The organism is Gabonibacter massiliensis, from assembly GCA_001487125.1.
Taxonomy (GTDB): Bacteria; Bacteroidota; Bacteroidia; order Bacteroidales; family Marinifilaceae; genus Gabonibacter; species Gabonibacter massiliensis.
Genome location: LN913012.1, coordinates 311,683 through 335,206, shown reverse-complemented (window position 1 = coordinate 335,206; position 23,524 = coordinate 311,683). Strand labels below are relative to the sequence as shown.

Annotated in this window: 21 protein-coding genes and 1 pseudogene; 11 read left to right on the top strand and 11 right to left on the bottom strand. The window is 41.4% G+C overall.

What is annotated here, in order from left to right; genetic code table 11:
• Positions 1 to 53 precede the first annotated feature (53 nt).
• From BN3283_RS03775 to BN3283_RS03765, 3 genes are read left to right on the top strand one after another with little or no spacing between them, the layout of a single operon-like run.
• On the top strand, positions 54 to 356 hold the full coding sequence (locus BN3283_RS03775) for a DUF4286 family protein (protein WP_059025688.1): 303 nt from the start codon (positions 54 to 56) through the stop codon (positions 354 to 356).
• A 1-nt stretch (position 357) separates the two neighbouring features.
• Positions 358 to 912 (top strand): crossover junction endodeoxyribonuclease RuvC, encoded by a 555-nt coding sequence (gene ruvC, locus BN3283_RS03770; protein ID WP_059025687.1) that lies wholly within the window; start codon positions 358 to 360, stop codon positions 910 to 912.
• A gap of 31 nt (positions 913 to 943) precedes the next feature.
• A complete protein-coding gene (locus BN3283_RS03765) occupies positions 944 to 1,564 on the top strand; it encodes a LysE family translocator (protein WP_041505408.1) in 621 nt (206 codons plus the stop codon).
• On the opposite strand, the gene glsB is transcribed toward BN3283_RS03765, so the two are convergent.
• Both glsB and glsA read right to left on the bottom strand, forming a co-directional pair.
• A complete protein-coding gene (glsB, locus tag BN3283_RS03760) occupies positions 1,561 to 2,514 on the bottom strand; it encodes a glycine N(alpha)-acyltransferase GlsB (protein WP_059025686.1) in 954 nt (317 codons plus the stop codon). The genes BN3283_RS03765 and glsB overlap by 4 nt on opposite strands.
• 90 nt (positions 2,515 to 2,604) lie before the next feature.
• Positions 2,605 to 3,420 (bottom strand): lyso-glycine lipid O-acyltransferase GlsA, encoded by an 816-nt coding sequence (gene glsA, locus BN3283_RS03755; protein ID WP_082667067.1) that lies wholly within the window; start codon positions 3,418 to 3,420, stop codon positions 2,605 to 2,607.
• Positions 3,421 to 3,566: 146 nt separating this feature from the next.
• Between glsA and BN3283_RS03750 the strand changes: the two genes are divergently transcribed.
• Positions 3,567 to 5,258: a tetratricopeptide repeat protein gene (locus BN3283_RS03750; RefSeq protein WP_059025684.1), complete on the top strand. Its 1,692-nt coding sequence runs from the start codon at positions 3,567 to 3,569 to the stop codon at positions 5,256 to 5,258.
• A 76-nt stretch (positions 5,259 to 5,334) separates the two neighbouring features.
• Here BN3283_RS03750 and BN3283_RS03745 read toward each other — a convergent pair whose 3' ends face one another.
• The 7 genes and pseudogenes from BN3283_RS03745 to thrS all read right to left on the bottom strand — a co-directional run bounded on the left by BN3283_RS03745 (position 5,335) and on the right by thrS (position 12,272).
• Positions 5,335 to 6,672 carry a PhoH family protein gene (locus BN3283_RS03745; RefSeq protein WP_059025683.1) on the bottom strand — a complete coding sequence of 446 codons (1,338 nt, stop codon included), beginning with the start codon at positions 6,670 to 6,672 and terminating at the stop codon, positions 5,335 to 5,337.
• 70 nt (positions 6,673 to 6,742) lie between these two features.
• On the bottom strand, positions 6,743 to 8,116 hold the full coding sequence (gene lepB, locus BN3283_RS03740) for a signal peptidase I (RefSeq protein WP_059025682.1): 1,374 nt from the start codon (positions 8,114 to 8,116) through the stop codon (positions 6,743 to 6,745).
• Between the two features lie 67 nt (positions 8,117 to 8,183).
• Positions 8,184 to 8,915: a 4-hydroxy-tetrahydrodipicolinate reductase gene (gene dapB, locus BN3283_RS03735; RefSeq protein ID WP_059025774.1), complete on the bottom strand. Its 732-nt coding sequence runs from the start codon at positions 8,913 to 8,915 to the stop codon at positions 8,184 to 8,186.
• A gap of 144 nt (positions 8,916 to 9,059) precedes the next feature.
• The gene (gene rplT, locus BN3283_RS03730) at positions 9,060 to 9,413 is read right to left on the bottom strand and encodes a 50S ribosomal protein L20 (protein WP_041502065.1); all 354 of its coding nucleotides are present in this window, start codon (positions 9,411 to 9,413) and stop codon (positions 9,060 to 9,062) included.
• Positions 9,414 to 9,503: 90 nt separating this feature from the next.
• Positions 9,504 to 9,698, bottom strand: coding sequence for a 50S ribosomal protein L35 (gene rpmI, locus BN3283_RS03725; RefSeq protein WP_041502066.1), 195 nt, complete (start codon positions 9,696 to 9,698; stop codon positions 9,504 to 9,506).
• A gap of 59 nt (positions 9,699 to 9,757) precedes the next feature.
• Positions 9,758 to 10,291, bottom strand: a pseudogene (infC, locus tag BN3283_RS03720) (translation initiation factor IF-3); the annotation flags it as partial.
• Positions 10,292 to 10,319: 28 nt separating this feature from the next.
• Positions 10,320 to 12,272 (bottom strand): threonine--tRNA ligase, encoded by a 1,953-nt coding sequence (gene thrS / locus BN3283_RS03715; RefSeq protein ID WP_041502067.1) that lies wholly within the window; start codon positions 12,270 to 12,272, stop codon positions 10,320 to 10,322.
• A 297-nt stretch (positions 12,273 to 12,569) separates the two neighbouring features.
• On the opposite strand from thrS, the gene BN3283_RS03710 reads away from it, so the two are divergent.
• Positions 12,570 to 15,968, top strand: coding sequence for a hypothetical protein (locus tag BN3283_RS03710; RefSeq protein ID WP_059025681.1), 3,399 nt, complete (start codon positions 12,570 to 12,572; stop codon positions 15,966 to 15,968).
• A gap of 61 nt (positions 15,969 to 16,029) precedes the next feature.
• Positions 16,030 to 16,386 carry a hypothetical protein gene (locus BN3283_RS03705; protein ID WP_059025680.1) on the top strand — a complete coding sequence of 119 codons (357 nt, stop codon included), beginning with the start codon at positions 16,030 to 16,032 and terminating at the stop codon, positions 16,384 to 16,386.
• Positions 16,387 to 16,638: 252 nt separating this feature from the next.
• On the opposite strand, the gene BN3283_RS03700 is transcribed toward BN3283_RS03705, so the two are convergent.
• The gene (locus BN3283_RS03700) at positions 16,639 to 17,274 is read right to left on the bottom strand and encodes a redox-sensing transcriptional repressor Rex (protein ID WP_041502070.1); all 636 of its coding nucleotides are present in this window, start codon (positions 17,272 to 17,274) and stop codon (positions 16,639 to 16,641) included.
• Positions 17,275 to 17,537: 263 nt separating this feature from the next.
• Between BN3283_RS03700 and BN3283_RS03695 the strand changes: the two genes are divergently transcribed.
• Positions 17,538 to 18,812, top strand: coding sequence for a bifunctional folylpolyglutamate synthase/dihydrofolate synthase (locus BN3283_RS03695; RefSeq protein ID WP_059025679.1), 1,275 nt, complete (start codon positions 17,538 to 17,540; stop codon positions 18,810 to 18,812).
• Between the two features lie 69 nt (positions 18,813 to 18,881).
• Here BN3283_RS03695 and BN3283_RS03690 read toward each other — a convergent pair whose 3' ends face one another.
• Positions 18,882 to 19,304 carry an META domain-containing protein gene (locus BN3283_RS03690; protein ID WP_041502072.1) on the bottom strand — a complete coding sequence of 141 codons (423 nt, stop codon included), beginning with the start codon at positions 19,302 to 19,304 and terminating at the stop codon, positions 18,882 to 18,884.
• Positions 19,305 to 19,588: 284 nt separating this feature from the next.
• Between BN3283_RS03690 and BN3283_RS03685 the strand changes: the two genes are divergently transcribed.
• The 4 genes from BN3283_RS03685 to BN3283_RS03670 all read left to right on the top strand — a co-directional run bounded on the left by BN3283_RS03685 (position 19,589) and on the right by BN3283_RS03670 (position 23,522).
• Positions 19,589 to 20,944: a Na(+)-translocating NADH-quinone reductase subunit A gene (locus BN3283_RS03685; RefSeq protein WP_059025678.1), complete on the top strand. Its 1,356-nt coding sequence runs from the start codon at positions 19,589 to 19,591 to the stop codon at positions 20,942 to 20,944.
• A gap of 67 nt (positions 20,945 to 21,011) precedes the next feature.
• Positions 21,012 to 22,166, top strand: coding sequence for an NADH:ubiquinone reductase (Na(+)-transporting) subunit B (locus BN3283_RS03680; RefSeq protein ID WP_041502074.1), 1,155 nt, complete (start codon positions 21,012 to 21,014; stop codon positions 22,164 to 22,166).
• 22 nt (positions 22,167 to 22,188) lie between these two features.
• Entirely contained in the window at positions 22,189 to 22,872 is a 684-nt protein-coding gene (gene nqrC / locus BN3283_RS03675) for an NADH:ubiquinone reductase (Na(+)-transporting) subunit C (protein WP_041502075.1), read from the top strand.
• Positions 22,873 to 22,877: 5 nt separating this feature from the next.
• Positions 22,878 to 23,522 (top strand): NADH:ubiquinone reductase (Na(+)-transporting) subunit D, encoded by a 645-nt coding sequence (locus BN3283_RS03670; protein WP_041502076.1) that lies wholly within the window; start codon positions 22,878 to 22,880, stop codon positions 23,520 to 23,522.
• The last annotated feature ends 2 nt before the right edge of the window (positions 23,523 to 23,524 follow it).

Below are 23,524 nucleotides of genomic sequence, written 5' to 3'. Positions count from 1 at the left end.
GAATTGTTTATAATCGGGCTTTTAGAGGTAAACAGTTCATTCCGATATTATCCATGCGCTACGTTTACAACACCACCTTCCACGTGGAAAACGACACAGAAGCTTCCTTGATCAACTGGATGCAAAATCATCATCTTCCCGCTATTCGGGAGAAAGGATTATGTAGCGATATACTGTTCACCCGGATAAAAACACAAGAACCTCAAGGCAAATCGTTCTCCTTGCAATTGATCTTTCCGGCAGAAAAAGATTATCAGGCTTTCCTCGAAAAACATCAGGAGGAGTTATTGAAAAAGCTACTCGATCAATTTGATCAACAAGTTCTCTATTTCAGCACCTTATTGGAGGAAATATAACATGGAAAAACTCATAATGGGAATCGACCCGGGCACTAATTTTATGGGGTATGCCATCATTCGGACTACCGGGAAAAATTGCAGGCCGGAACTTGTCGTTTCCGGAGTCGTCGATATGAAAAAAGTAGAAGATCCTTATCTTAAACTACAACGTATTTTTCAACGTACCCTACAAGTCATCGATAGTTATCACCCGGATGAATTAGCCATTGAATCCCAATTCTACGGGAAAAATATTCAATCCATGCTAAAATTGGGTCGCGCGCAAGGGGTTGCCATTGCTGCAGCCCTACAACGTAATATTCCCATATTCGAGTACGCTCCTAAAAAAATTAAAATGAGCATCACGGGAACCGGAGAAGCTTCTAAAGAACAAATCGCCTTGCTTTTAGGCAAATTCATGGTCATGCCGGATACGATCTCCACGTTGGATGAAACGGACGCTATTGCCATCGCCTATTGTCACCATTTGCAAGGCTCCCTGCCCACAACCGGAGGTTCCAAATGCAAGGATTGGGGTGATTTCATCAAGCAGAATCCGGATAAACTGATTTGACAGCATTTAAACGAACGTAAAAGAGGGAAACATGAACATAATCGGATTTTTAAGTGCTTCCATTCTATTGACCTTAATGCCGGGACCGGATATATTGTTCGTGATCACGCAAAGTATCCTCCGGGGAAAAAAAGCGGGAATCATATTCGCCACGGGATTGTGTACCGGATTGATCGTCCACACGGCAGCCGTAAGTTTAGGACTCTCCCTCTTGTTATACCAATCTCCGATAGCATTCATCATATTGAAATTCATGGGAGCCGCCTACCTGATTTACCTGAGCGTCCAATCTTTCCTTCACAGGAATTCGGACACACTTGCCATGTCCCGGCATCAGCAGGCAGAACAAAAATTATACAAGAAAGGGATATTAATGAATATTTTGAATCCGAAAGTGCTCCTTTTCTTTATAGCCTTCTTTCCTCAATTCGTAAATCCGACAAAAACGAACGTCTCGGGGGAACTTCTCCTCCTCGGAGTCCTATTCATGCTCCAGGCCTGGTTCGTATTCTCGTTTGTGGCTATCCTCTCAGACAGACTATCCCGTCGCCTGATGCAACAGAAACACTTCTCCTTAGCCATGCATTACATCGAATCTCTCGTCTATTTAACCATCGGCATCAGTCTCATATTCGTCGGCATCTCATACTAAAAACGTCTTAAACGCAATATTCTCGGAATGTAGGTTGAAATATGGCGAGCCTTTTTCGTTTCGTAAACATCCTCGATTTTAATGATAATCGCCGTCTCTTCCACCCCTCCGAATGTCGGGTTAATGGCCGTACCGAAAGTCCTCATGGAAGGAGAGAGACTCATGTAAGCGTTCACCAAAGGCGGGATATTCTCTCCGTGCTCCCGAACGCATTTGGATAAGATCTTATAATCCTCCTCGTAATTGGCACCGATCAGAATCCGGCTGAATTTTTTCTCGTCAATATGAATCTCTAAAGGACGAATCGGTTCTACAAGTCTTTCCCGGTCTCTAAAATATTTCCTCATAAAGTAAAGTATAAGATCCCGGGCCTCCCGGTTAAAACTCGTGTACATCGTCACTTTGCCGAAAAAATATTTCATCTCGGGATTTTCAACGGTTAAAGCTCCCAATCCATCCCACAAATTATCCAAAGCAAACAACGACTTGCGTCCCATTTTCGTAGATTGATAAAGCGGTTGCACGAAAGAACGCCCTAACTCGATCATCTTCGTCAGGTACTCTTTCTTAAATTTCTCCGACAATCTAAAAAGTTCAGTGGTAGCTAAATTCGGTTCTCCTTCCGCGTTCAAAGAAAGATTATCGCACAATATGTAGCGATACCCTCCCAATATCTCACACTCCTTCGGGTCCCAAACAATCAATTGCTGGTAAGGTGTGCCCTCGTCCGTATCAAACTCATCGATATCGACAGCCTTACCGGTTCCTCCTCCTGCCGTACGAAAGGTCAACTCGCGTAAGCGACCTATCTCTTGCATGACACAAGGAGCGTTATGAGCATTCAAAGAGTAAATCTCATTCCCTCCCTTATTCGTCTTGCGAACAAACTTGTCTTCCGTCAACTCGGCGATCAGTTTCGCCTTTTCCACAGGATATATAACCGGTTGCATGGTATCACGATTTATCTACGCACAAAAATAAAAAAAATATAGAGTTTTACCTTTCATTCCAGACTTTTAATTGCCTGTCAAAACGAACCTCTACATCCGATAAACCATATCCCGGATAATCTTTGCCCACTCTTTGGAGGTCTTGCTATTGTCTAAAGTCTGCCACGGTATGGGCTTTCCTATCTTTATCGTAAAGGAGGCTCCTCTTTTTTTAAAGGTCTCTTTCGGTAAAAACATCATCTCTATATTTATTTTTAAACCGATCCTGGTTCGAAAATTCGCCAGATTATAAAAAAAGTTCGAATTTCTTCCGACAACCCGTATCGGCACGATATCCCGATGATGTTTGACCGCTTTACTGACGAAACTCTTTTGCCATTCAGGATCTTGTATCACACCATAATACTTACGACTTACCATACCGGCAGGAAACATGATCACCTGACAATCGGAAGCATACGCCTCATCGATAGCCGCAGCAGCCTCCTTCGCCAACCCTCCGTGCTTGTTAACCGGCAAAAAGATATTGTTCAAATTTTTCAGGTTCATCAACAAATCATTGACCGGAAACTTTAAATTCGGATATTTCTGACCCAAAAAAGAGATCAAAATGATTCCGTCAGGTCCTCCTAAAGGGTGATTGGAGGCAAAAATATATCTCCCGTCAGGATCCGGCAGATTCTCCGCACCCTCTACCTGAAAGGATATATCCAAATATTCTAATATACCGTCGGAAAAATCCAGTCCCTTCCGATCCCCGTATTTAGAGATAAAATCATTTATTTGATCCTGGCAAATAACTCTCTTTAAAAAAGAATACACAAAACCGGGAATCCATCTGGCCAATTTAGGATTCTTACTTTCAAAAAGTTTTTCTATATAGACAGGCTTAACTCTATCTTCCATCATCAATCTATTCAAAAATCAAAATTTCGGACAAAGATAAAAATAAATTTTACAAACCTTATTCATTTAAATTCGTTAGAGTGATTATGAAATAGTGAACAGAAGAATTAAATGAAGAAAATAAGTTAAACTAAAAAAAGAGTATTATGAAAAAACTAACCTTAATAACTAGTAGCGCATTCATTCTTGCACTCTCATTCCTAATGGGAAGCTGTAATTCCATGAAAAAATTGGAAAGAGAAGCCATCGAAACGGCCGTTATAGGACAGGTAAGTCCGGAACAACTCATTTCGGTGGACGGGACTGTAAACTTCAACTACAATATTGCTTTCGCACCGAAACAATTTTATAAAAAATTGACATTAAAAGTGACTCCCAAAATGCAATATCCCGGCGGTGAAGAAGTTTTATCTCCCCTTTACTTCCAGGGAGAAAAAGTAAAAGGTACGAACTATCCGGTGATAGAATACAAAGGGAACACATTCTCCACGCACAACCTGTCCTTCCCGTTTAAAGAAGGGATGCAAAAAGGCGTATTGATGGCAGACATCGAAGCGATGATGGGCGACAAGTCGGTAACCCTGACTCCCGCTATTTTAAACTCCAATGGAGTAAAAGTATGGAAAACATATGCCTATTCCATTCCTTCCGATCCTAACGCAATCCCCCTATTCACGGAAACATTCGTAAAAGATGTCCCGGCTACGGGTGTCGGAGTGGTAAGCGGTTACGTACTTTTCCCCTTAGCACAATCCGTTATTCCTGATGCACAGAAAAAATCAAACATCATGATGCAGGCAAGCAAACAGATGAAAGCAGTTTTGGCAGATAAAAACGCTCGAATTACCAATATGATCATGTTCGTTTCCAGTTCACCGGAAGGAGCCGAAAGATTAAACAAGAACCTGACGACCAACCGGTTTAAAACGTCAAAAGCCTTCTTCGAAAAGGACTTAGGCTTTACCAATACCCCCATGGCTAAAAATTCCAAATTCATCGTGGCTAATACGGTAAACGAAAACTGGGAAGGTCTTTACTTATTACTCAACGACTCTAACATCAAGGATAAGGAGATGATGGTAAGAGAGATGAAAAATGCCACGACCAATGCCCAACGCGAAGCTCTATTGGAATCGTACATCAAAAAAGTTCCGCAACTGAAAGATGTCATTCTTCCCGTACTCCGCAGAGCTGACTTTTTCGTATTCTACACGGTACCCGCAACCATTCAGGTTGAAAATCAGGTAACGGCTTATTATTTACCACAATTGCAGGAAAATTCCGTACTCTCTTCACAAACGGATGCAAACTTATTAAACGATTTAGCTGCAATGGCCATCCAGAATAAAGAATACGGTAAAGCCAAAAAATTATTGGAATCTGCCCTTGTTATGAAACAACAACCGGAAACATACAATAATTTGGGTATAACCTATATGAAAGAAGGCAACAAAGCAAAAGCAAAAGAGATGTTCGGTAAGGCCTCCGTCAAAAAAGAAGCTAAATACAATATGGGATTAATCCTCATGCAGGAAGGTAATTATAAACAAGCCATCCCCTATTTGAAAGAGATGCCGGATATCAACTTAGCTTATTCCCAATTAATGGCCGGAGATAATCGTGCCGCTTTAGATACGTTCAAAAAATTAAATTTGAATAACGGTTATGAATATTATTTGATGGCCATCGCTGCCGCCAGAGTAAAGGATACCTCTGCTATGGCCATGGCATTACAAAAAGCCATTCAAATGGAGCCTCAATTAAAGGAAAAAGCTACCACCGACAGAGAGTTCTATCCGTACGCTCAAGAGACTGTCTTTATGGACATTGTAGAGTAACAACAGCTTTTATACAATAAAAGAGGTGACCGGAATCCCGGTCACCTCTTTTATTTATCGATCACGTGACGACAAGTTACAACAAATTACTTGCCACCTCGGCCAAGTAGCTTCTCTCCCCTTTCTCCAAATGCACATGGGCGAAAATATCCTGTCCCTCCATCCGGTCAAACAGATGGGACAAGCCATTGGATTGCCGGTCCAAGTACGGAGAATCGATTTGATCAAGGTCTCCGGTAAATACCATTTTTACCCCTTCTCCGGCACGGGTGATAATCGTTTTGACCTCATGGGGGGTCAGGTTTTGAGCCTCGTCCACGATAAAAAAGACATCGGACAAACTCCTGCCCCGTATAAAAGCCAAGGCAGAAATCACCAACCTCTCGTCTTTCAGCATATCGTCTATCATGCGGCTTTCCTGACTATGCATATTGTAGCGGTGTTTTATCACCCCCAGATTATCGAACAGAGGTTGCATATAAGGACTGACTTTTTCGGTCGCATCTCCGGGCAAATACCCCAAATCCTTATTGGAGAGAGCCACGATAGGACGTGCCAAATATATTTGTTCGAAATTCTTATTCTGTTGCAAAGCGGCAGCTAAGGCAAGCAAAGTCTTTCCGGTACCGGCTTTTCCGCTAAGGGCGACCAAGGATATATCCGGATTGAGTAAAGCATCCATGGCAAAAGCCTGTTCCGAATTTTTCGGGTATATTCCGAAAGCGTTCAATTTTTCCACTTTACGAACTACCTGTTTCACGGGATCATAACAGGCAAGCACCGAATTACTGCCGTTCTTCAGAATATAGTACCGGTTTCCTTTAATTTCCTGTCCCGGGAAAAAAGTAGCAACGGGAATTCCCCCGTTATTTTCATACAGTTTAGCGATCAATTCCGGTGAAAAATCCTCTATTGTAACGACGCTTTTATTCAAGAACGTGTCTAAGTTCTTTACCTGATCGGTCTTATAGTCTTCAGCCTGTACACCTAAAGATTTAGCCTTCATCCTAAGGTTCATGTCTTTCGTGACCAAGATTACCTTCTCGCCCTCTTTCTTTTTACTTAAATATTCAGCCACGGCCAATATTCGGTGATCAGGAATATCATCGCTAAAAGAAGTTTTCATCTCGTCAGAAAAAGGGACTCCCGGTTGGATAAACAATCTTCCCATCCCTTTTCCTAAAGAAGCTCCCTTAACGAAAAAATCCTGCCCCGCAATCTGATCCAATTCGCGAACAAATTCGCGGGCATGGAAATTGATCTGATCGTTTCCCCGTTTAAATTTATCTAACTCCTCCAACACGACAATAGGAATAACGATATCATTATTCTCGAAATTATAAATTGACTTGTAATCATGAAGAATAACATTCGTATCTAATACAAATGTCTTTTTATTATTTTTAGCAGTCATTGTATATGTATTTTTTTTACACCGACAAAATAATAAATTAAATCGTATAAAAAAACGGCTGAGCCGTTTTTTAATGAATAAACCGGAACATCCTATTCCATCGTATCTTACTCAAAAATGATTTATCAGGATCTAAAGACAGCCAGATAAAATACGCCTTTCCGACGATATGATCTTCCGGAACAAATCCCCAATAACGGGAATCCGCCGAATTATGCCGGTTATCTCCCATCATCCAGTAATAATCCATCTTAAATGTATATTGGTCAGTCGGCCGACCATTGATATAAATGACAGAATCCTTCACCTCCAATTTATTCTCCTCGTATGTTCCGATCACTCGTCTGTAAAGAGGTAGATTTTCCAAAGTTAAAGTTACAGTCTCTCCCTTCTTAGGTATGGGAAGAGGGCCGAAATCATCTCTTGTCCACGGATAATCGGAACTATACGGAAATACCTGCTCGCTACTCCGCTCCCTCGTCACAGAAATCACATTCGGAAGAGCCTTTACCTTTTCCAACATCTCCACGGTCAAAGGTACAATGTAAACATCTCCGTAATTCATCCTCAAATCCTCGTAAGAAACCCCCATGTCATGCAATTTAGCCAAATCCAATGGACGACTTGTTTTTATGATGTACTTGTATTGCATCCCTTTGCTGTCCTCCGCTTTCTCTCCATTCACGTAAAGTTGAGCATCTCTCATCTCCAACACATCTCCCGGCATTCCGACCGCCCGTTTAATATAATTCTCTCTCTTGTCCACGGGACGAGTTATAACCCGGTATTTTTTCTTCAAAGCATTTCCCGCGTACAAAGCGGCTTCCTCGTCGGACAACATGTATCCTAACCCCGCTCCTGCATTTTTAACCTTTATGGCTTCGTCTCTTACCTGAGAATAATAATCCGGATTCTCCATGCCGAGTACCACGGTATCTCCGGCCGGAAAATTAAAGACGACAATATCGTTCCGTTTAACTTTTCCCGTACCGGCAATTCGTTTATAAGGCCATTGTATGGCTTCGGAATACGCCTTGGCAGATGTTGTAAAAGGTAACGTATGATGAGTAAAAGGTACCGATAACGGGGTATTCGGCAATTTAGGACCATAAGCCAATTTGCTCACGAAAAGATAATCTCCGACCATCATCGATTTCTCCATGGAGGAAGTGGGTATGGTATAGGCTTCAAAGAAAAACATACGAATCAAAGTAGCCGCAACAATAGCAAAAATCAAGGCATCGATCCACTCCACCACCTTTGTTTGTTTTTCTACCCCTCTCTTCTTCCAAAACGCCCAATGTATTTTTTTCGTAATATAAATATCAAAAATAACAGGTACGCCTAATAATAGCCACCAGGAACTTACCCAACAAGTCCACAATAAATATACCAATAAAACGATCCCGAATTTAAACCATTTGTTTATTAAGATATCTCTCATATTTTTCTATTTAGATTTACGATCTATTCCTTCTCCGTCCAGACGAAAAGTACATACAAACCGCCCATTATTTATTATTGTCCAAATGCAATAAATCTTCCATTCCGTAGACACCCTTTCTGCCGACCAAGAACTCCGCGGCCATTATGGCCCCCAACGCAAAACCCTCTCTTGAAAGAGCCGAATGATAAATCTTGATCTCATCCGCATCGGATTGATACGTTACCGAATGTATACCAGGCACCTCCCCCTCCCGCTTTGCCGTAATAGGGATTTCCCCCTCTCTTATCGGTTCTCCGTCCAACTTCCACGAAGAATATTTCCCGTGCTGTTCCATGATCCCTTCTGCCAAGGCAATGGCCGTTCCGCTCGGAGCATCTAACTTATGAATATGGTGCGTCTCTTCCACGAATACTTTATAACCTTCGAAGCGGGACATCGTCTTGGCTAACCAACGATTCAAATGGAAAAATATATTGACACCGATACTGAAATTAGAAGCATAAAAAAAACTACCCTGCAATTCCTTACACATGCCAATCACTTCCTCCCAACGATTCAACCAACCGGTCGTACCGGAAACCACTGGAATTCGGTTACGAAAACACCAGGCGTAGTTATCCACGGCTGCAGCCGGCATCGTAAACTCAATCGCCACATCCGCTTCGCGTAACCGCTCGTCCTGTTCGACAGAACGGTCACGGTCATCCGCGATAAAAACCACTTCATGCCCTCTCTCACAAGCCATACGCTCGATCGCCTTTCCCATTTTACCGTAACCCAATAATGCTATTTTCATCATGTTAAAAATTTTACCTGTCCCCCGGATTCTCCCCTTCCATAGTACCATTGCTTTATTCGGAACTCTACGCTACAAAGTTAACATTTAAAAATAAAAAAAGGCCACCTTACGGCAGCCTTTTTAATCGATATTTCATAATCACTATGCTAACTCTTTCACTTTCGCAACAACAGCTTTGAAAGCTTCCGGTTGATTCATCGCTAAATCAGCCAAAACTTTACGGTTCATATTAATCTCTGCTTTATGAACTAAGCCCATAAATTTGGAATAAGACAAACCTTCCATTCTGACAGCAGCATTAATTCTCTGAATCCACAATGCTCTAAATTCTGATTTTTTCTTCTTTCTGTCACGGTACGCGTATAATAAACCTTTCTCATACGTGTTTTTGGCAACCGTCCAGACGTTCTTTCTTGCTCCAAAGTTTCCTCTGGTCTGTTTTAAAATCTTTTTTCTGCGTGCTCTCGAAGCAACGGCATTTTTAGCTCTTGGCATACTCTTTTGTTTTTTGAATGTTAGCGTTCCGATGGAAACTTCTATTTAGGCTTAACATTCTGGTTAATAACTGTTTAATTTAAAATAATCTTACATGCAAAGCATCTCTTTCACGCCCTTTACATTCGCTTGATCTACAATTGTCGAATGAGTAAGATTTCTCTTTCTTTTTGTGCTCTTTTTCGTCAAAATATGACTCTTAAAAGCATGTTTTCTTTTAATCTTCCCCGTAGCGGTCAAGGTAAACCTTTTTTTCGCGCTACTTACGCTCTTCATCTTTGGCATCTGTTCTAATTTTAATTGTGTTTCAGAAAAATATAATTATAAAATATCGATCAAAATTACTTTTTAGGAGCAATAACCACAATCATCTTTTTCCCTTCCAATTTCGGAGCTGACTCTACCTTCCCGTAATCATCCAATTCACTGATAAAACGCTCTAAAAGATCGGATCCCTGATCCTTAAACAATATAGAACGTCCTTTAAAAAACACGTATGCCCTCACTTTCGCCCCCTCTTCCAAAAAACCTCTGGCGTGCTTCAATTTAAAGTTAAAATCATGCTCATCCGTTTGCGGTCCGAACCGAATCTCTTTTATTACCACTTTAACACTTTTCGCCTTGATCTCTTTCTGCTTCTTTTTTAACTGATACAGAAATTTGCTGTAATCAATCACCCGGCAAACAGGTGGATCCGCGTTAGGAGAAATCTCTACCAGATCGGCTCCCGCAGCCTCCGCTATCGCTAAGGCCTCTTTCAAAGAATAAACCCCCGGTTCTACATTTTCTCCAACGACTCTCACAGAGGCAGCTCTGATCTGCTCGTTTATTCTGTGCTGTGGCTTGTCATTTTGACCTCTAAAGCCCCTACTTTCCATTGTTCGTGCTATAATTAATCCTCCTTTATTAGTAATTATAGATAGAATCCAGCTGGGATTCTACCTCTTTATTTATCATCGTCGCAAATTCTTCCGGTGTCATAGATCCTTTATCTCCCTCTCCCTGACGTCTCACGGAAACCCTATGCTCGTTCATCTCCTGTTCTCCGACAATCAACATATACGGGATCTTTTTCAACTCGTTATCACGTATCTTCCGACCAATCTTTTCGTTACGATCGTCTAAGACGGTGCGAATATCGTAATTATTTAACAAATTCAAAACATTTTGAGCATATTCGTTGTATTTTTCACTGATCGGAAGAATAACAACCTGCTCCGGAGTCAACCACAAGGGGAATTTCCCCATCGTGTGTTCGATCAAAACAGCAACAAAACGCTCCATACTTCCGAAAGGCGCCCGATGAATCATAACGGGACGATGTTTTTGATTATCGGCTCCGGTATATTCCAATTCGAAACGCTCCGGCAAGTTGTAATCCACCTGAATCGTTCCTAACTGCCATTTCCGGCCGATGGCATCCTTTACCATAAAGTCCAACTTCGGGCCGTAAAAAGCAGCTTCTCCCAACTCTACGGTGGTATTCAACCCTTTCTCCTCGGCAGCCTCTATAATAGCTCGTTCGGCCTTCTCCCAATTCTCATCCGTACCGATATATTTCTCTTTATTGTTCGGATCCCGTAAAGAGATCTGAGCCGTATAATCTTTAAAATCAAGAGCCTTAAATATAATGAAAATAATATCGATTACCTTTTTAAACTCCTCTTTCAACTGATCCGGAGTACAGAAAAGATGCGCATCATCCTGCGTAAATCCGCGTACCCTCGTCAACCCGTGCAACTCCCCGCTTTGCTCGTAACGATATACCGTACCGAACTCGGCAAAACGCACCGGGAGATCTTTATAGGAACGAGGTTTAAATTTATATATCTCACAATGATGAGGACAGTTCATCGGTTTCAACATGAACTCCTCTCCCTCCTGCGGAGTTGTGATTACTTGAAAACTATCTTTTCCGTACTTCTGAAAATGCCCGGAAGTCTTATACAAATTTACATTACCGATATGAGGCGTAATGACTTGCTCGTATCCATACTTTTTCTGTACTTTCCGCAAGAACGCTTCCAAACGATCCCTGAGCATCGCCCCTTTCGGCAACCACATGGGTAAACCGGAACCCACGGCCTGAGAAAAAGTAAACAACTCCATCTCTTTACCTATTTTCCGGTGATCCCGCAATTTAGCCTCCTCCATCATCTGCACCCACTCCTCCAACATCTTCTGTTTCGGGAAAGTGATCCCGTATACGCGGGTCAACATCTTGTTGTGTTCGTTCCCTCTCCAGTAGGCGCCGGCAACGCTGGTTAACTTAATAGCCTTTATATAGGAGGTATTGGGCAGATGCGGTCCGCGACACAAATCCGTAAAATCCCCCTGTCGATAATAGGTGATCGTTCCATCCTCCAGATCATTGATCAATTCGACCTTATAGGTTTCATCCAAAGATGAAAAATGATCCAACGCCTCCCGCTTACTAACATCTATCCTGCAATATTCTTCGTTCTTTCTCGCTAACTCCAACATCTTTTTCTCGATTGCCACAAGATCTTTTTCCTGGATGGATACCCCCTCACCCGGATCTACATCATAATAAAAACCGTTTTCGATCGAAGGGCCTATCCCGAATTTTATTCCCGGATAGAGTTCTTGCAAAGCTTCTGCCATAAGATGTGCAGACGAGTGCCAGAAAGCATGGCGTCCTTCCTCATCATCCCACGTGTTTAGCTTAATCTCGGCATCTGTCGTAATTCCCCGCGTCAAGTCCCACGTGACTCCATTTACGGATATTGACAATACCTCCTTAGCCAACTTAGGACTAATCGACTTCGCTATGTCCAAACCGGTAATCCCGGATTCAAACTCTTTTACATTCCCGTCAGGAAATTTAATCTTTACCATTTACGCTTTCTTTTAGTTACTACTAATGTAATTTACAATTTGCAAAGGTAGCAAAAACCATCGGAATAACAAAAGAAAAAGCCTTCCAATAAACGATCTATATCAACAAAATCAATCCGAAACGATCCTCAGAATTCTCTCCTGTTTTTTTCTGCGCCCGAATCAATAATCCAAAAATGATTTCTTATTAAAACAATACGACAATATTTTAAATGGATTTTTTGTTTTAACTACAAAATATCATTATATTTAAAATGTTTTAAATCCGCTTTATATATACTGCAAAGATTATGGGTTATGAATACACGTTATGTATTGCATGTGGCTTGTTACGAAGCCAAGCAACAGGTTCGCGATTGGGTATTTTGGTTATTTACCCTTTTTTCTACAGCGGGCATTATCTCATGGCAAGTCCTTTTACAAGGACAAGGATATGGTGAGAATTGGAAATTAGTAGCATTGCCTTGTTCCGTACCACTTGTAAACGCGTATCTTTTCTGTGTCGTTCAGTCGTTATTCATTATCATCGTAATAACAGATTTCCCTCGTCGGGAAAATACGGGCGGCAGTTTAGAATCTATTTATGTCCGCCCGATGGAAAATAACGAGTATACTTGGGGACGGGTATTAGGATGCATGTTACTTTGCGCTGTCGTGAACATTTTCGTTATATTGGCTTGCGTGCTGCTTGTGAATTTGGAAAGCTTGGCATCAATTGATTTCAGATATTATCTGTTTTATTTTCTAACTTTGAATATTCCGTCACTGTTATTCATGACAGGCTCGAGTTTGTGGTTGGCACGAATAGTAAAGAACCGATACCTGGCACGGGTGTTATTGGTAAGTTGGCTCGTGCTGTCCGTATCGTGGTTACCCTATCATTTACACGGAACTCTCGATTTTTTAGCAACGGGGATTCCCAACCTGTTTTCGGGCTTGTTGGGACACGTCGGATTAGGGTATTACTTGTCGCATCGTTTTATTTTTTTATTAGTTGGATTAGGACTCGTATCATATAGTGTAAGGAAAATGAACCGACTGACCGGACACCCTCGACAAATTAAATTATACGCTATCAGAGGGTTGACATTCATTGTAACGGGTATATTTTGTGGTCTATTACTCGAAGGCAGTTATTTCCCGACTCAAAAAATCCGAGAAAATTACCGGGAAAGTTTTAGCCACCACTGGATGGGAACTCCTTGTCATGTGGAACGTCACGAGATTCGCACAAAACAGCAGGGAGACCGATTAACGATGGAGAGTAATTTAACATTATTGAACTTAAACGAATCCACGGTGAATAAACCGTTACTCTTCCTGAATCCCGGCCTGCAAGTGAAATCATTGAAAGAAAACGGCCAAACAATACCATTTGATCGCGACAATCAGGTGATTATTATTGACCGAAAACTACCCGCGGGGGATTCTTTATGTATCAGAATATGTTACGAAGGAAATATCGATGAAAGCTACACGGATTTACAACTCCCGGACAATCGACACGAGAACAGTTTCCGGGGAGATTTTTTCTTTCCGACGGGTAGACGAAGCGCCTTCGTAAAAGATAATTATTTATTATTGACTCCGGCTACGGCATGGTATCCGGCAGGCCTACCTCCTGTAAATCCCGTTCGCCCGATGTATAGCGGGCGTGATGTGACTAAATTTCGTACGGTGGTTATCCGTCCGAATCAACGAGTTCTTTTTTCGCAGGGAGTAAAGTTTCGCGGTAAAGATTCTGTCGTTTTTGAACCATCGAGTTACTTATCCGGAATCTCTTTATGCGGTGGTAATTTTACGAGTCGAATATTAGATATAGACAGTTTGAAGTTTTCATTGAACACGTTTCAAGAACCGGATGTATTTTTAGAACACTTTGCCCAGGCCAGACCGGAAGGAATTAAAGCGTATTTCCAAAGTGATTTTTATTTTAATCCGGATTTAAAATTATCCGATTTAAGCTGGGCTGAGCATGGAGTAGCTCATGTCCGTTTTATCGAAACCCCGGTATCTTTTTTATTGGAGTTTAATGAAGGAAAATTCATGAGTGGACAAGTGGAACCAGGAATGACATTTTTACCGGAAAAAGGGTTCGGCATGGATTTGATGGGAATACTGAACATTCCCATTTCCTCAAAAGGAGAAAAAGACAATAGAAGAATCAGATACATCGGTTCATACGACACGGAAAGTGAATATTTCCACGAGATCGGACAATCCATCGCCTTAAAAATGGCAGTAGAAACAGTAGGAGCCGATGCACAGATCAGTCATCCGTTATTGAAATGGAGAAAAAAAACAGGAAAGTGGAAATACACTCTCTGGAATGCCATGGCGATGTTTTACGACACTCGTTCAAATGTATATTCCGCAAAGTACCCCTTTGCAGATTTTCTGTTTAGAACTTTATATTCCGACAAGTCGCATTTTGTATCCGGCCGTCTTGCAAAACCCTTTATTTACAATTTTTCAGGTAGAGACGAGAAACAATTGCAGGCTTACATACGGTATCACTGTTTAGAAAACGCTTTGCAGGACCGGGAAGTCGCTCCCAACATTTTATACCATACCGTTCGCGAGAACCTGTTTGAACTAACCAATTACTTGGGTCCAAAGATTTCTTTGGACTCTCTTTTCATGAGATTGGAAGAGGTCTATCACAAGCAACAAGGCATTATCAGCCTCGAGCAATTGGCAAAAGAGCTGAAGATAGAAGGAAACATACGGGATGTGTTTGACAAATGGTTAAGAAGTGGACATAATCAATATTTCGCTGTAAGAGATTTAACACGCAATTTTTACCCCGGAGACGAAGACCATCCAAACGGATGGGTTGAAATAAAAGGGAAAGTAATGAATCGGGGCAAAGAAGGCGGCTTTGTTTTCATGAAGCTAATCACGGGCCGGGGCAAAGAAAATTACGGTTGTTATATTAAACCGGGAGAGGCTAAAGCCTTCAGGTCGATCTCAACAGCAGAAGGATTGTATTACCCGTCGGCTGTTTTAAATACAGGCATGGCCATTAACCGTCCCAATGAATTCTCTTTCATATATAACGAGTTACCCTATTCCGGTAGTAAAGTCGAAACCCCAGCCGGGTGGATCGAAATGGACACCTCCGTTTTTCAACCGTCTCACAAAGAAATCATCGTGGACAATTTAGACCCCAATTTCTCGTATGACGACCGAGCCAATCAGACATTATTTCAAAAATGGTTCGGGGTAAAACGGACAGGGGATTTATACACTAAAAACATGGAAGAACGATTTTGGAATCCTCTTGTCAATAAAAATTTTTACGGAGATTCCATTCGTCATGCTTATTACAAAAGTTTTGGCAGCGGGAAATGTACTGCAACCTGGAAAACAAATATAAAAGAAGCGGGCAAATACCGGATAATGGTCATGGTTCACTCTCGTAAAATTAATAATTCAAGAATAGTGGACGATGATTTTTATTCCGAAATCATATTTTATTATACGGTACGTTGCAAGGATTGGCTGAAAGAAGTAGAGCTTTGGCCAGAAGTTACCCTGAAAGAGGTTTCCCTACAACTCGAATGGTTAGAACTCGGCGTATTCGATCTCCCGGCAGGAGAAGTAAGCGTGACATTATCGGATAAAGACAAAAAGGGACGTAAGAATATGGTCATCTTTGCGGATGCGGTAAAATGGATGAAGCTGGACGAATAATAGCTTGTTTATTGGAATAATATTTATATCTTTAGAGTATTAATTTCAAAACTATATCCTTATGGAAAGAATAATTAAAACAGTTGTAATCCTAATACTCTGCTGCACGGGAGGTTTGTTGCTTTCGGCTTCGAAAGAAGACGTGATCACGGTAAAGGAAGGCAAGGATATCGTGTTTAAGGTTGCTGAAAATTTACCGGATAGCGTATGGGAAAAACGAACCGAAATCCGAGTTTTTAAGGAGAAGAAAGAACTTATAAACAAGGAAGGAGAAGTGTTGTGGGAAATAGATAACGGTTGTATCGTACGGCGAAATGCGGCACCGAAAAGCGCTGGAGATTATACAATAAAAGTGGAATCAGGCGGTAAAATTTACGAGTATAAAGCCAAAGTAAAAATAGAGCAAAAGAAAAAGTAAGGCCCGAAAATTCAATACAATTTTCACCATTAATACTAATTTTAAGAATTCATCAACCATGAGGAAAAATTTTTAAATAACTTTTCAGTATGGTAAAAAATTGATCTTCAAATAATACACTTAGTATGTCTTACCATGATAAAAACAGTCCAGATACTTATAGCAAACTCATTAAAACAAACACACCAAACTCTCTGTAAACTAAATCTTAATTAAGGCAAAGATAAAAAAACGGCAATGAAAAGACATTGGTCACTCTTGAGCATGGAGCTTATTAAACAATATGGCCAAATTTGTGTAAATGGTTGTGTTCTGCACGGCAATATGGGAAGGAACTTTTATACGGGCCGGAGTAAAGTTCCATATGGCTTTTATTCCCCAAGCAACCATCAGATCGGCTACTCCCTGGGCACATTCGGCGGGAACCGTAATAATTCCTATGGCCACGTTACATTCGGCAGGCATTCCGCGAAATTGATCGATATGATAAATTTCAATGTCATTAATCTTCGTTCCGATTTTGGAACGATCCACATCAAATGCCTTCTCTATATTCAACCCGAAATTACGCAGACCTTTATCATGAAGTAACGCACTACCCAGAGAACCTACCCCGACAAGAAAAGCGTTATTGATTTTATTGAACCCTAAGAAATCTTCCAAAATACAGACAAAATTATCCACCTCGTATCCTACTCTCGTCTTGCCCGATATTCCCGTATGAGACAAATCCTTTGTCACTTGCGTCGCATCAATCTCCATGTATTCAGCAATGCGCGTTGAGGAAACATATTTCTCCCCCTGTTTTTGTAAAGTCTTCACAAAAGAAAGATAAGCCGGCATTCGCCTCAATACGGGCACTGGAACTATTTTATTATCACTACTCATAAAGCGTTCAATAATTTCTGCAAAGGTACATCTTTTCGCGAATCATCTGCAAAAAATCATACTATTTCTTTTTTAACATTCCATGCCCATTCCCTCTCCCTCCCATCACTTACAGCATGTTTCTCCTGTAAATAACCCCATCTTTAAAATTTGCAGGAAGCGAAAATAGCACCAGCCGCACGCTGAAATTTCCGATTTCGTATTCTTCCTTACCGTGATTATTGTTACTTTTGCACGCTCAATAAAAAGATTTTGTATCTATCATGAATTACAAAGAAACATTAGAATGGCTTTTCGCTCAACTACCGATGTACCAAAGAGAAGGAAAAGCTGCTTATAAAGCTAATTTAGATAATACTTTAAAGTTGGATCAACATTTTGACTCCCCTCATCGTCAATTCAAAACCATACACGTGGCAGGCACGAACGGTAAAGGTTCCGTCTCGCATATGCTGGCCTCCATCCTTCAGGAAGCCGGATATAAAACGGGACTATACACATCTCCCCATTTGAAAGATTTCCGCGAGCGGATCAAAATCAATGGAGAAATGGTCAGTGAAGAATACGTCGTGAATTTTGTAAAAGACAACCGGGATCTTTTTGCCGAGATAAAACCCTCGTTTTTTGAAATGACCGTTGCCATGGCGTTCAAATACTTCGCGGATCAACAAGTAGATATAGCCGTCATCGAGGTCGGGTTAGGCGGCCGGCTCGATTCCACCAATATCATTAAGCCTTTGGCTTCTATCATTACGAACATCTCTTTCGATCACATGGCTCTTCTTGGAGACACGCTCGAGAAAATAGCACGCGAAAAAGCCGGTATCATAAAACCTCAAGTCCCGGTAATTATCGGTACGCGGGATACCGCAACGGATTTCGTTTTCGAGGATAAAGCGGACGAATGCCAATCGCTTCTTGAATTTGCTTCCGACAACTGGGAAGTAAACCGGAATTCTACAAACACCTATACCCTTCACCGTCGAAACGGGATCCTATTCGACAATATCCAACCGGATCTAAAAGGGTTCTACCAACGAAAAAATATTCCGACCGTATTAGAAACCGTTCTAACACTGAAAGAACAAGGGTTGTCTCTCCCGGATCATGCCGTCTACGCCGGGATCGCCCGTACGATACAAAATACCGGTCTTTTAGGACGTTGGCAGGAATTAAAGAAACATCCGTACACGGTATGCGATACCGGACATAATATAGACGGATTGACCGAGGTTGTCGCTCAAATAAATGCTTGTCGATACGAAAAACTACATTTTGTCATCGGTATGGTAAACGATAAAGATGTCGACAGCGTTTTGCATATCCTGCCTAAAGATGCCGCGTACTACTTCTGTAAAGCTTCCATTCCAAGAGCCATGAACGAAAAAATTTTAGCTGAAAAAGCCCGGTCTGTCGGATTAACGGGAGAAACCTTTCCCACGGTAGATGCCGCATATCGAGCCGCACAAAAAGCAGCATCACCCCGGGACATGATTTACATCGGCGGAAGCACTTTTGTCGTTGCCGAAATCGTATAAAAAAACATCCGGTATTTGCCGGATGTTTTTTCTATGTACTGAAGAATCAATTGTAAATATTTATTTCAATCACTTTTTCTTTTCTATTTTTTCCGCTTTAAAAACAGCAATCACATTCCCGTCGTTTTTCAAACTCAATTTATCGTTTTTAATTACAAAACGATTCGTTTCGTCCAGCATCTTAAAAAAGGTTACCTCGATATCCATATTAGGACAGGCCATCTTGGTCGCTCCCATCTGACTAAAGGTCAATTTATCCTCCTCCGTGGCATAGGTCCCGAAAAAACGGTTACATCCGGCTTGTCCCGCCACCTTTTTCCCCGCCTTCTCAAAAGTGATACTGACTTGTTGGTTGCTATTTTTCATTTTTAACTCTTTACCGTTCAAACTTTCGGCAACCCAATTCACTCCCGTCAACGGCAAATTTTCCTTAGCCGATTTACACGAGACAGCCCCTAATACCGCCAGACAAAAAAACAAGATTTGTTTCATATTTCTTTTCTCTATTGTTTGGATACTCTTGATTAACCTTTGATTAGTTCTTGTATTTATACAAATTACATGCCAAAACAATCGATAACCCGTTTAAAGGTACATTTCGTCAAAAAAACGACAAAAAAAAGCTCACGAAAAAAAAAGTAAGTCATCGTAAGAATTAACCTGACAATTACGGATAAAATTCAATAATAGGTTATATATTTGCAGGTATTTTGAAAACGTTTGTTTTACGATAGATTAATAAATAATTATCTACATATCAAAAATATAAAAGAACAATGTCCAAGGTAATAAAACTGAAAAAAGGCCTTGATATCAAGTTAAAAGGAGAGGCGGAAAAAACCGTGGCCTCCGTGGAGGGATGTAACCTATACGCGGTAAAGCCTACCGATTTCCGAGCGCTTACTCCTAAACTAATGGTAAAAGCAGGCAATGAAGTTAAAGCAGGCGACGTATTATTCTCGGATAAATACAGACCTGAAGTCCAGTTTACGGCCCCGGTTAGCGGTATCGTGGATACGGTAAACAGAGGTGAAAGAAGAAAATTATTAGAGATTGTCATAAAAGCGGATGCAGAAATCAGCTACAAAGATTTCGGTAAGGCTGATGTGAACAAATTAAACCGGGAGGAGATCATTTCCAAATTACTTGAAAGCGGAATATGGCCCATGATCAAACAACGTCCTTACGACGTAATTGCAAACCCGGAAACCACACCGAAAGCCATTTTCATTTCAGGCTTTGACTCGGCTCCGTTAGCTCCTGATTTCGAGTTCGCCTTACAAGGAGAAGAAGAGGCATTACAGACGGGTATCGATTGCCTGAAAAAGCTTTGCAATAAAAAGGTATATTTAAATCTCCGAGAAGGAACTCCTTCCCATTCCATTTTTGCAAAACTAAAAAACGTTGAGATCAACTATTTCAGCGGTCCCCACCCAGCCGGGAACGTAGGCATACAAATCCATCATTTGGATCCGATCAATAAAGGAGATATCGTATGGGTTGTCAATATCATGGATGTTGCCATCATAGGTCGGTTATTTTTAACAGGCCATTTCGATGCGCGTAAAATTATTGCCTTAGTAGGTTCCGAGGTGAAAAAACCAGCATATTATAAAACAATCCTCGGCGCAAATATCGGTTGTATCGTTAAAAACAAGTTGAAGAACCAAGTACACCAACGGATCATTTCCGGAAATGTTCTCACGGGTTATAAAGTATCCCCGGAGTCGTTCTTGGGTTATTACAACAATATGGTAACCGTCATTCCGGAGGGAGACGAATACGAATTTTTAGGTTGGGCCACCCCCGGATTCAACAAATTCTCCATGTCCAAAACCTTCCCCTCTTTCTTATTTCCCAACAAGAAATACGCGTTGAACGCAAATTATCATGGAGAAGAGAGAGCGTTTGTCGTCACCGGACAATACGAGAAAGTATTACCCATGGACATTCTGCCGGTTTACCTGCTAAAAGCCGTTTTAGCCGAAGACCTGGATAAGATGGAGCAATTGGGTATGTATGAAATTGCACCGGAAGACTTGGCTCTTTGTGAATTTGTTTGCACCTCTAAAACTCCGGTACAACAAATCGTAGAGCAAGGTATTGAACTGATGATGAAAGAACTGAGTTAATTGACGATTTTAGATTTTAGATTTCGGAAATCAAAAATCATAAATCATAAATTCAAAACAATAGAAAATGAACTTTTTACGAAATTATTTAGATAAGCAAAAGCCTAAATTCGAAGAGGGAGGTAAACTGCACAAGTTGCACTCCGTTTTCACGGGTTTCGAGTCTTTTCTTTTTGTGCCCAATCGCACAACGACTTCAGGTTGCAATATCAGGGATGCCGTTGATTTAAAAAGAACCATGATCATCGTGGTCATAGCCCTGATCCCGGCTTTACTGTTCGGTATTTACAATGTAGGTTATCAGCATTTCAAAGCTATCGGTTCATTAGCGGAAACCGGATTCTTCGAACTATTCTTTTACGGTCTATGGAGAGTTCTTCCCATGATCATCGTCTCTTACGTGGTCGGGTTAGGTATAGAATTCGCCGTGGCACAAATCAGAGGGCATGAAATTAACGAAGGCTTTCTTGTATCCGGCTTGTTGATTCCGTTAATCATGCCGGTAAACGCACCGTTATGGATGATTGCCGTGTCTACAGCCTTTGCGGTCATCATCGGAAAGGAAATATTCGGAGGAACCGGGATGAACATTTGGAATCCGGCTCTATTGGCTCGGGCATTTTTCTTTTTCTCCTACCCTTCTATGATCTCCGGCGATAAAGTATGGATCGCAGGAATGCCTGACGGTTTTTCACAGGCTACGCCGTTGGCTCAGGCCGCCCAAGGCACACCTCTAACCGCAGACTTCAGCACCATGTTTTGGGGATTGATTCCGGGATCCATTGGAGAGACCTCTACCTTCTGTATTTTACTGGGTGCTATTCTATTGATTGCAACAGGAATTGGAAGTTGGAAAATCATGCTATCCACTTTTATCGGAGGATTCTGCATGGCTTACTTGTTAAACCTAACCTTACCCGAAACAAACCCGTATGCAGCCGTAGATGCTATCGATCATTTGGTGATGGGAGGGTTTGCCTTCGGCGCCGTATTCATGGCGACAGATCCGGTAACTTCAGCTCAAACCGAAAAGGGAAAATGGATTTACGGATTTATTCTCGGAGTAATGGCAATTTTAATCAGGACCTTGAATCCGGGGTATCCGGAAGGAATGATGTTAGCCATTTTGTTAATGAACACGTTCGCTCCGCTTATCGACTGGTTTGTTGTGCAAGGCAACATTAAACGCCGGTTGAAAAGGGCAAAAGTCATGGTAGATTGATCTAATTCTAAATCAAAGAGAGATGAATAAACAAGGAAATACATACACCTTTATATATTCCATTATACTGGTAGTCATCGTTGCCGTTCTGCTGTCCGTGATAGCCCTGTGGTTACAGCCTACCCAAAATGAAAATATAGAGAATGAAAAAAGACAGAACATACTGCGTTCTGTGAATATTACCTCCACCCCGGAAAACTCCAAAGAACTATTCGACAAATACATTACCAAACAATTTATTGTCAATTCGAAAGGAGAAGAAGTGGCGGGGAACGCTTTCGCGGTTGATCTCAGCAAGGAAGTGAAAAAATCGTGCGAAGATAGACAGCTTCCGGTCTACGTGGCCAATATCGATGGCGTGATCAAATACATCTTGCCGTTACAAGGAACCGGTCTATGGGGACCCATCTGGGGATATATTTCGCTAAACGAGGATAAAAATACCGTTTACGGAACCGTTTTCGATCACAAAGGTGAAACTCCCGGCCTTGGAGCAGAAATTACTCAAGATCAATTCCGTCGTCAATTTGACGGAAAAACAATCTTTGATAACGGTAATCTGGTCTCCATATTCGTGAAAAAAGGCGGAGGAGCTACCGGCCCGCATGAAGTGGATGCCATCTCCGGGGGAACCATCACCTCCAAAGGAGTAGAAAGCATGCTTAAAAATTACTTAACCTGTTACGAACAATTCTTAAAAAAATAATTCTGATGAGCGAAAAAGAAGCATTATTTTCAGCTAAGAACCTACAACTATTGTTAGGTCCTTTGAGCAAGAATAACCCGATCCTCGTACAGGTTTTGGGAATATGTTCTGCTCTTGCTGTTACGGCAAAATTAGAACCGGCCATCGTTATGGCACTATCTGTTACTGCCGTAACCGCCTTCTCTAACGTGATCCTTTCGCTGTTGAGAAATACCATCCCGACCCGTATCCGTATTATCGTGCAGTTGGTTGTGGTCGCAGCTTTAGTAATCATCGTGGATCAAATATTAAAAGCCTATGCTTACGATGTAAGTAAACAACTATCCGTATTCGTCGGTTTGATTATTACAAACTGTATCATCATGGGCCGAATCGAGGCTTTCGCTTTAGGAAACAAACCGTGGCCTTCCCTTCTCGACGGTATCGGCAATGGTTTGGGATACGGAATCATCCTGGTTATCGTGGCTTTTTTCCGGGAGTTACTCGGTTCAGGAACACTCTTCGGTATCAAAGTGGTACCACAGGCTTTTTACGATATGGGATACATGAATAACGGTTTGATGATTCTTCCTCCGATGGCCCTGATCATTGTAGGAATCATTATTTGGATACACCGTTCCAGGAATAAAGACTTAATCGAACAGAAGTAGTT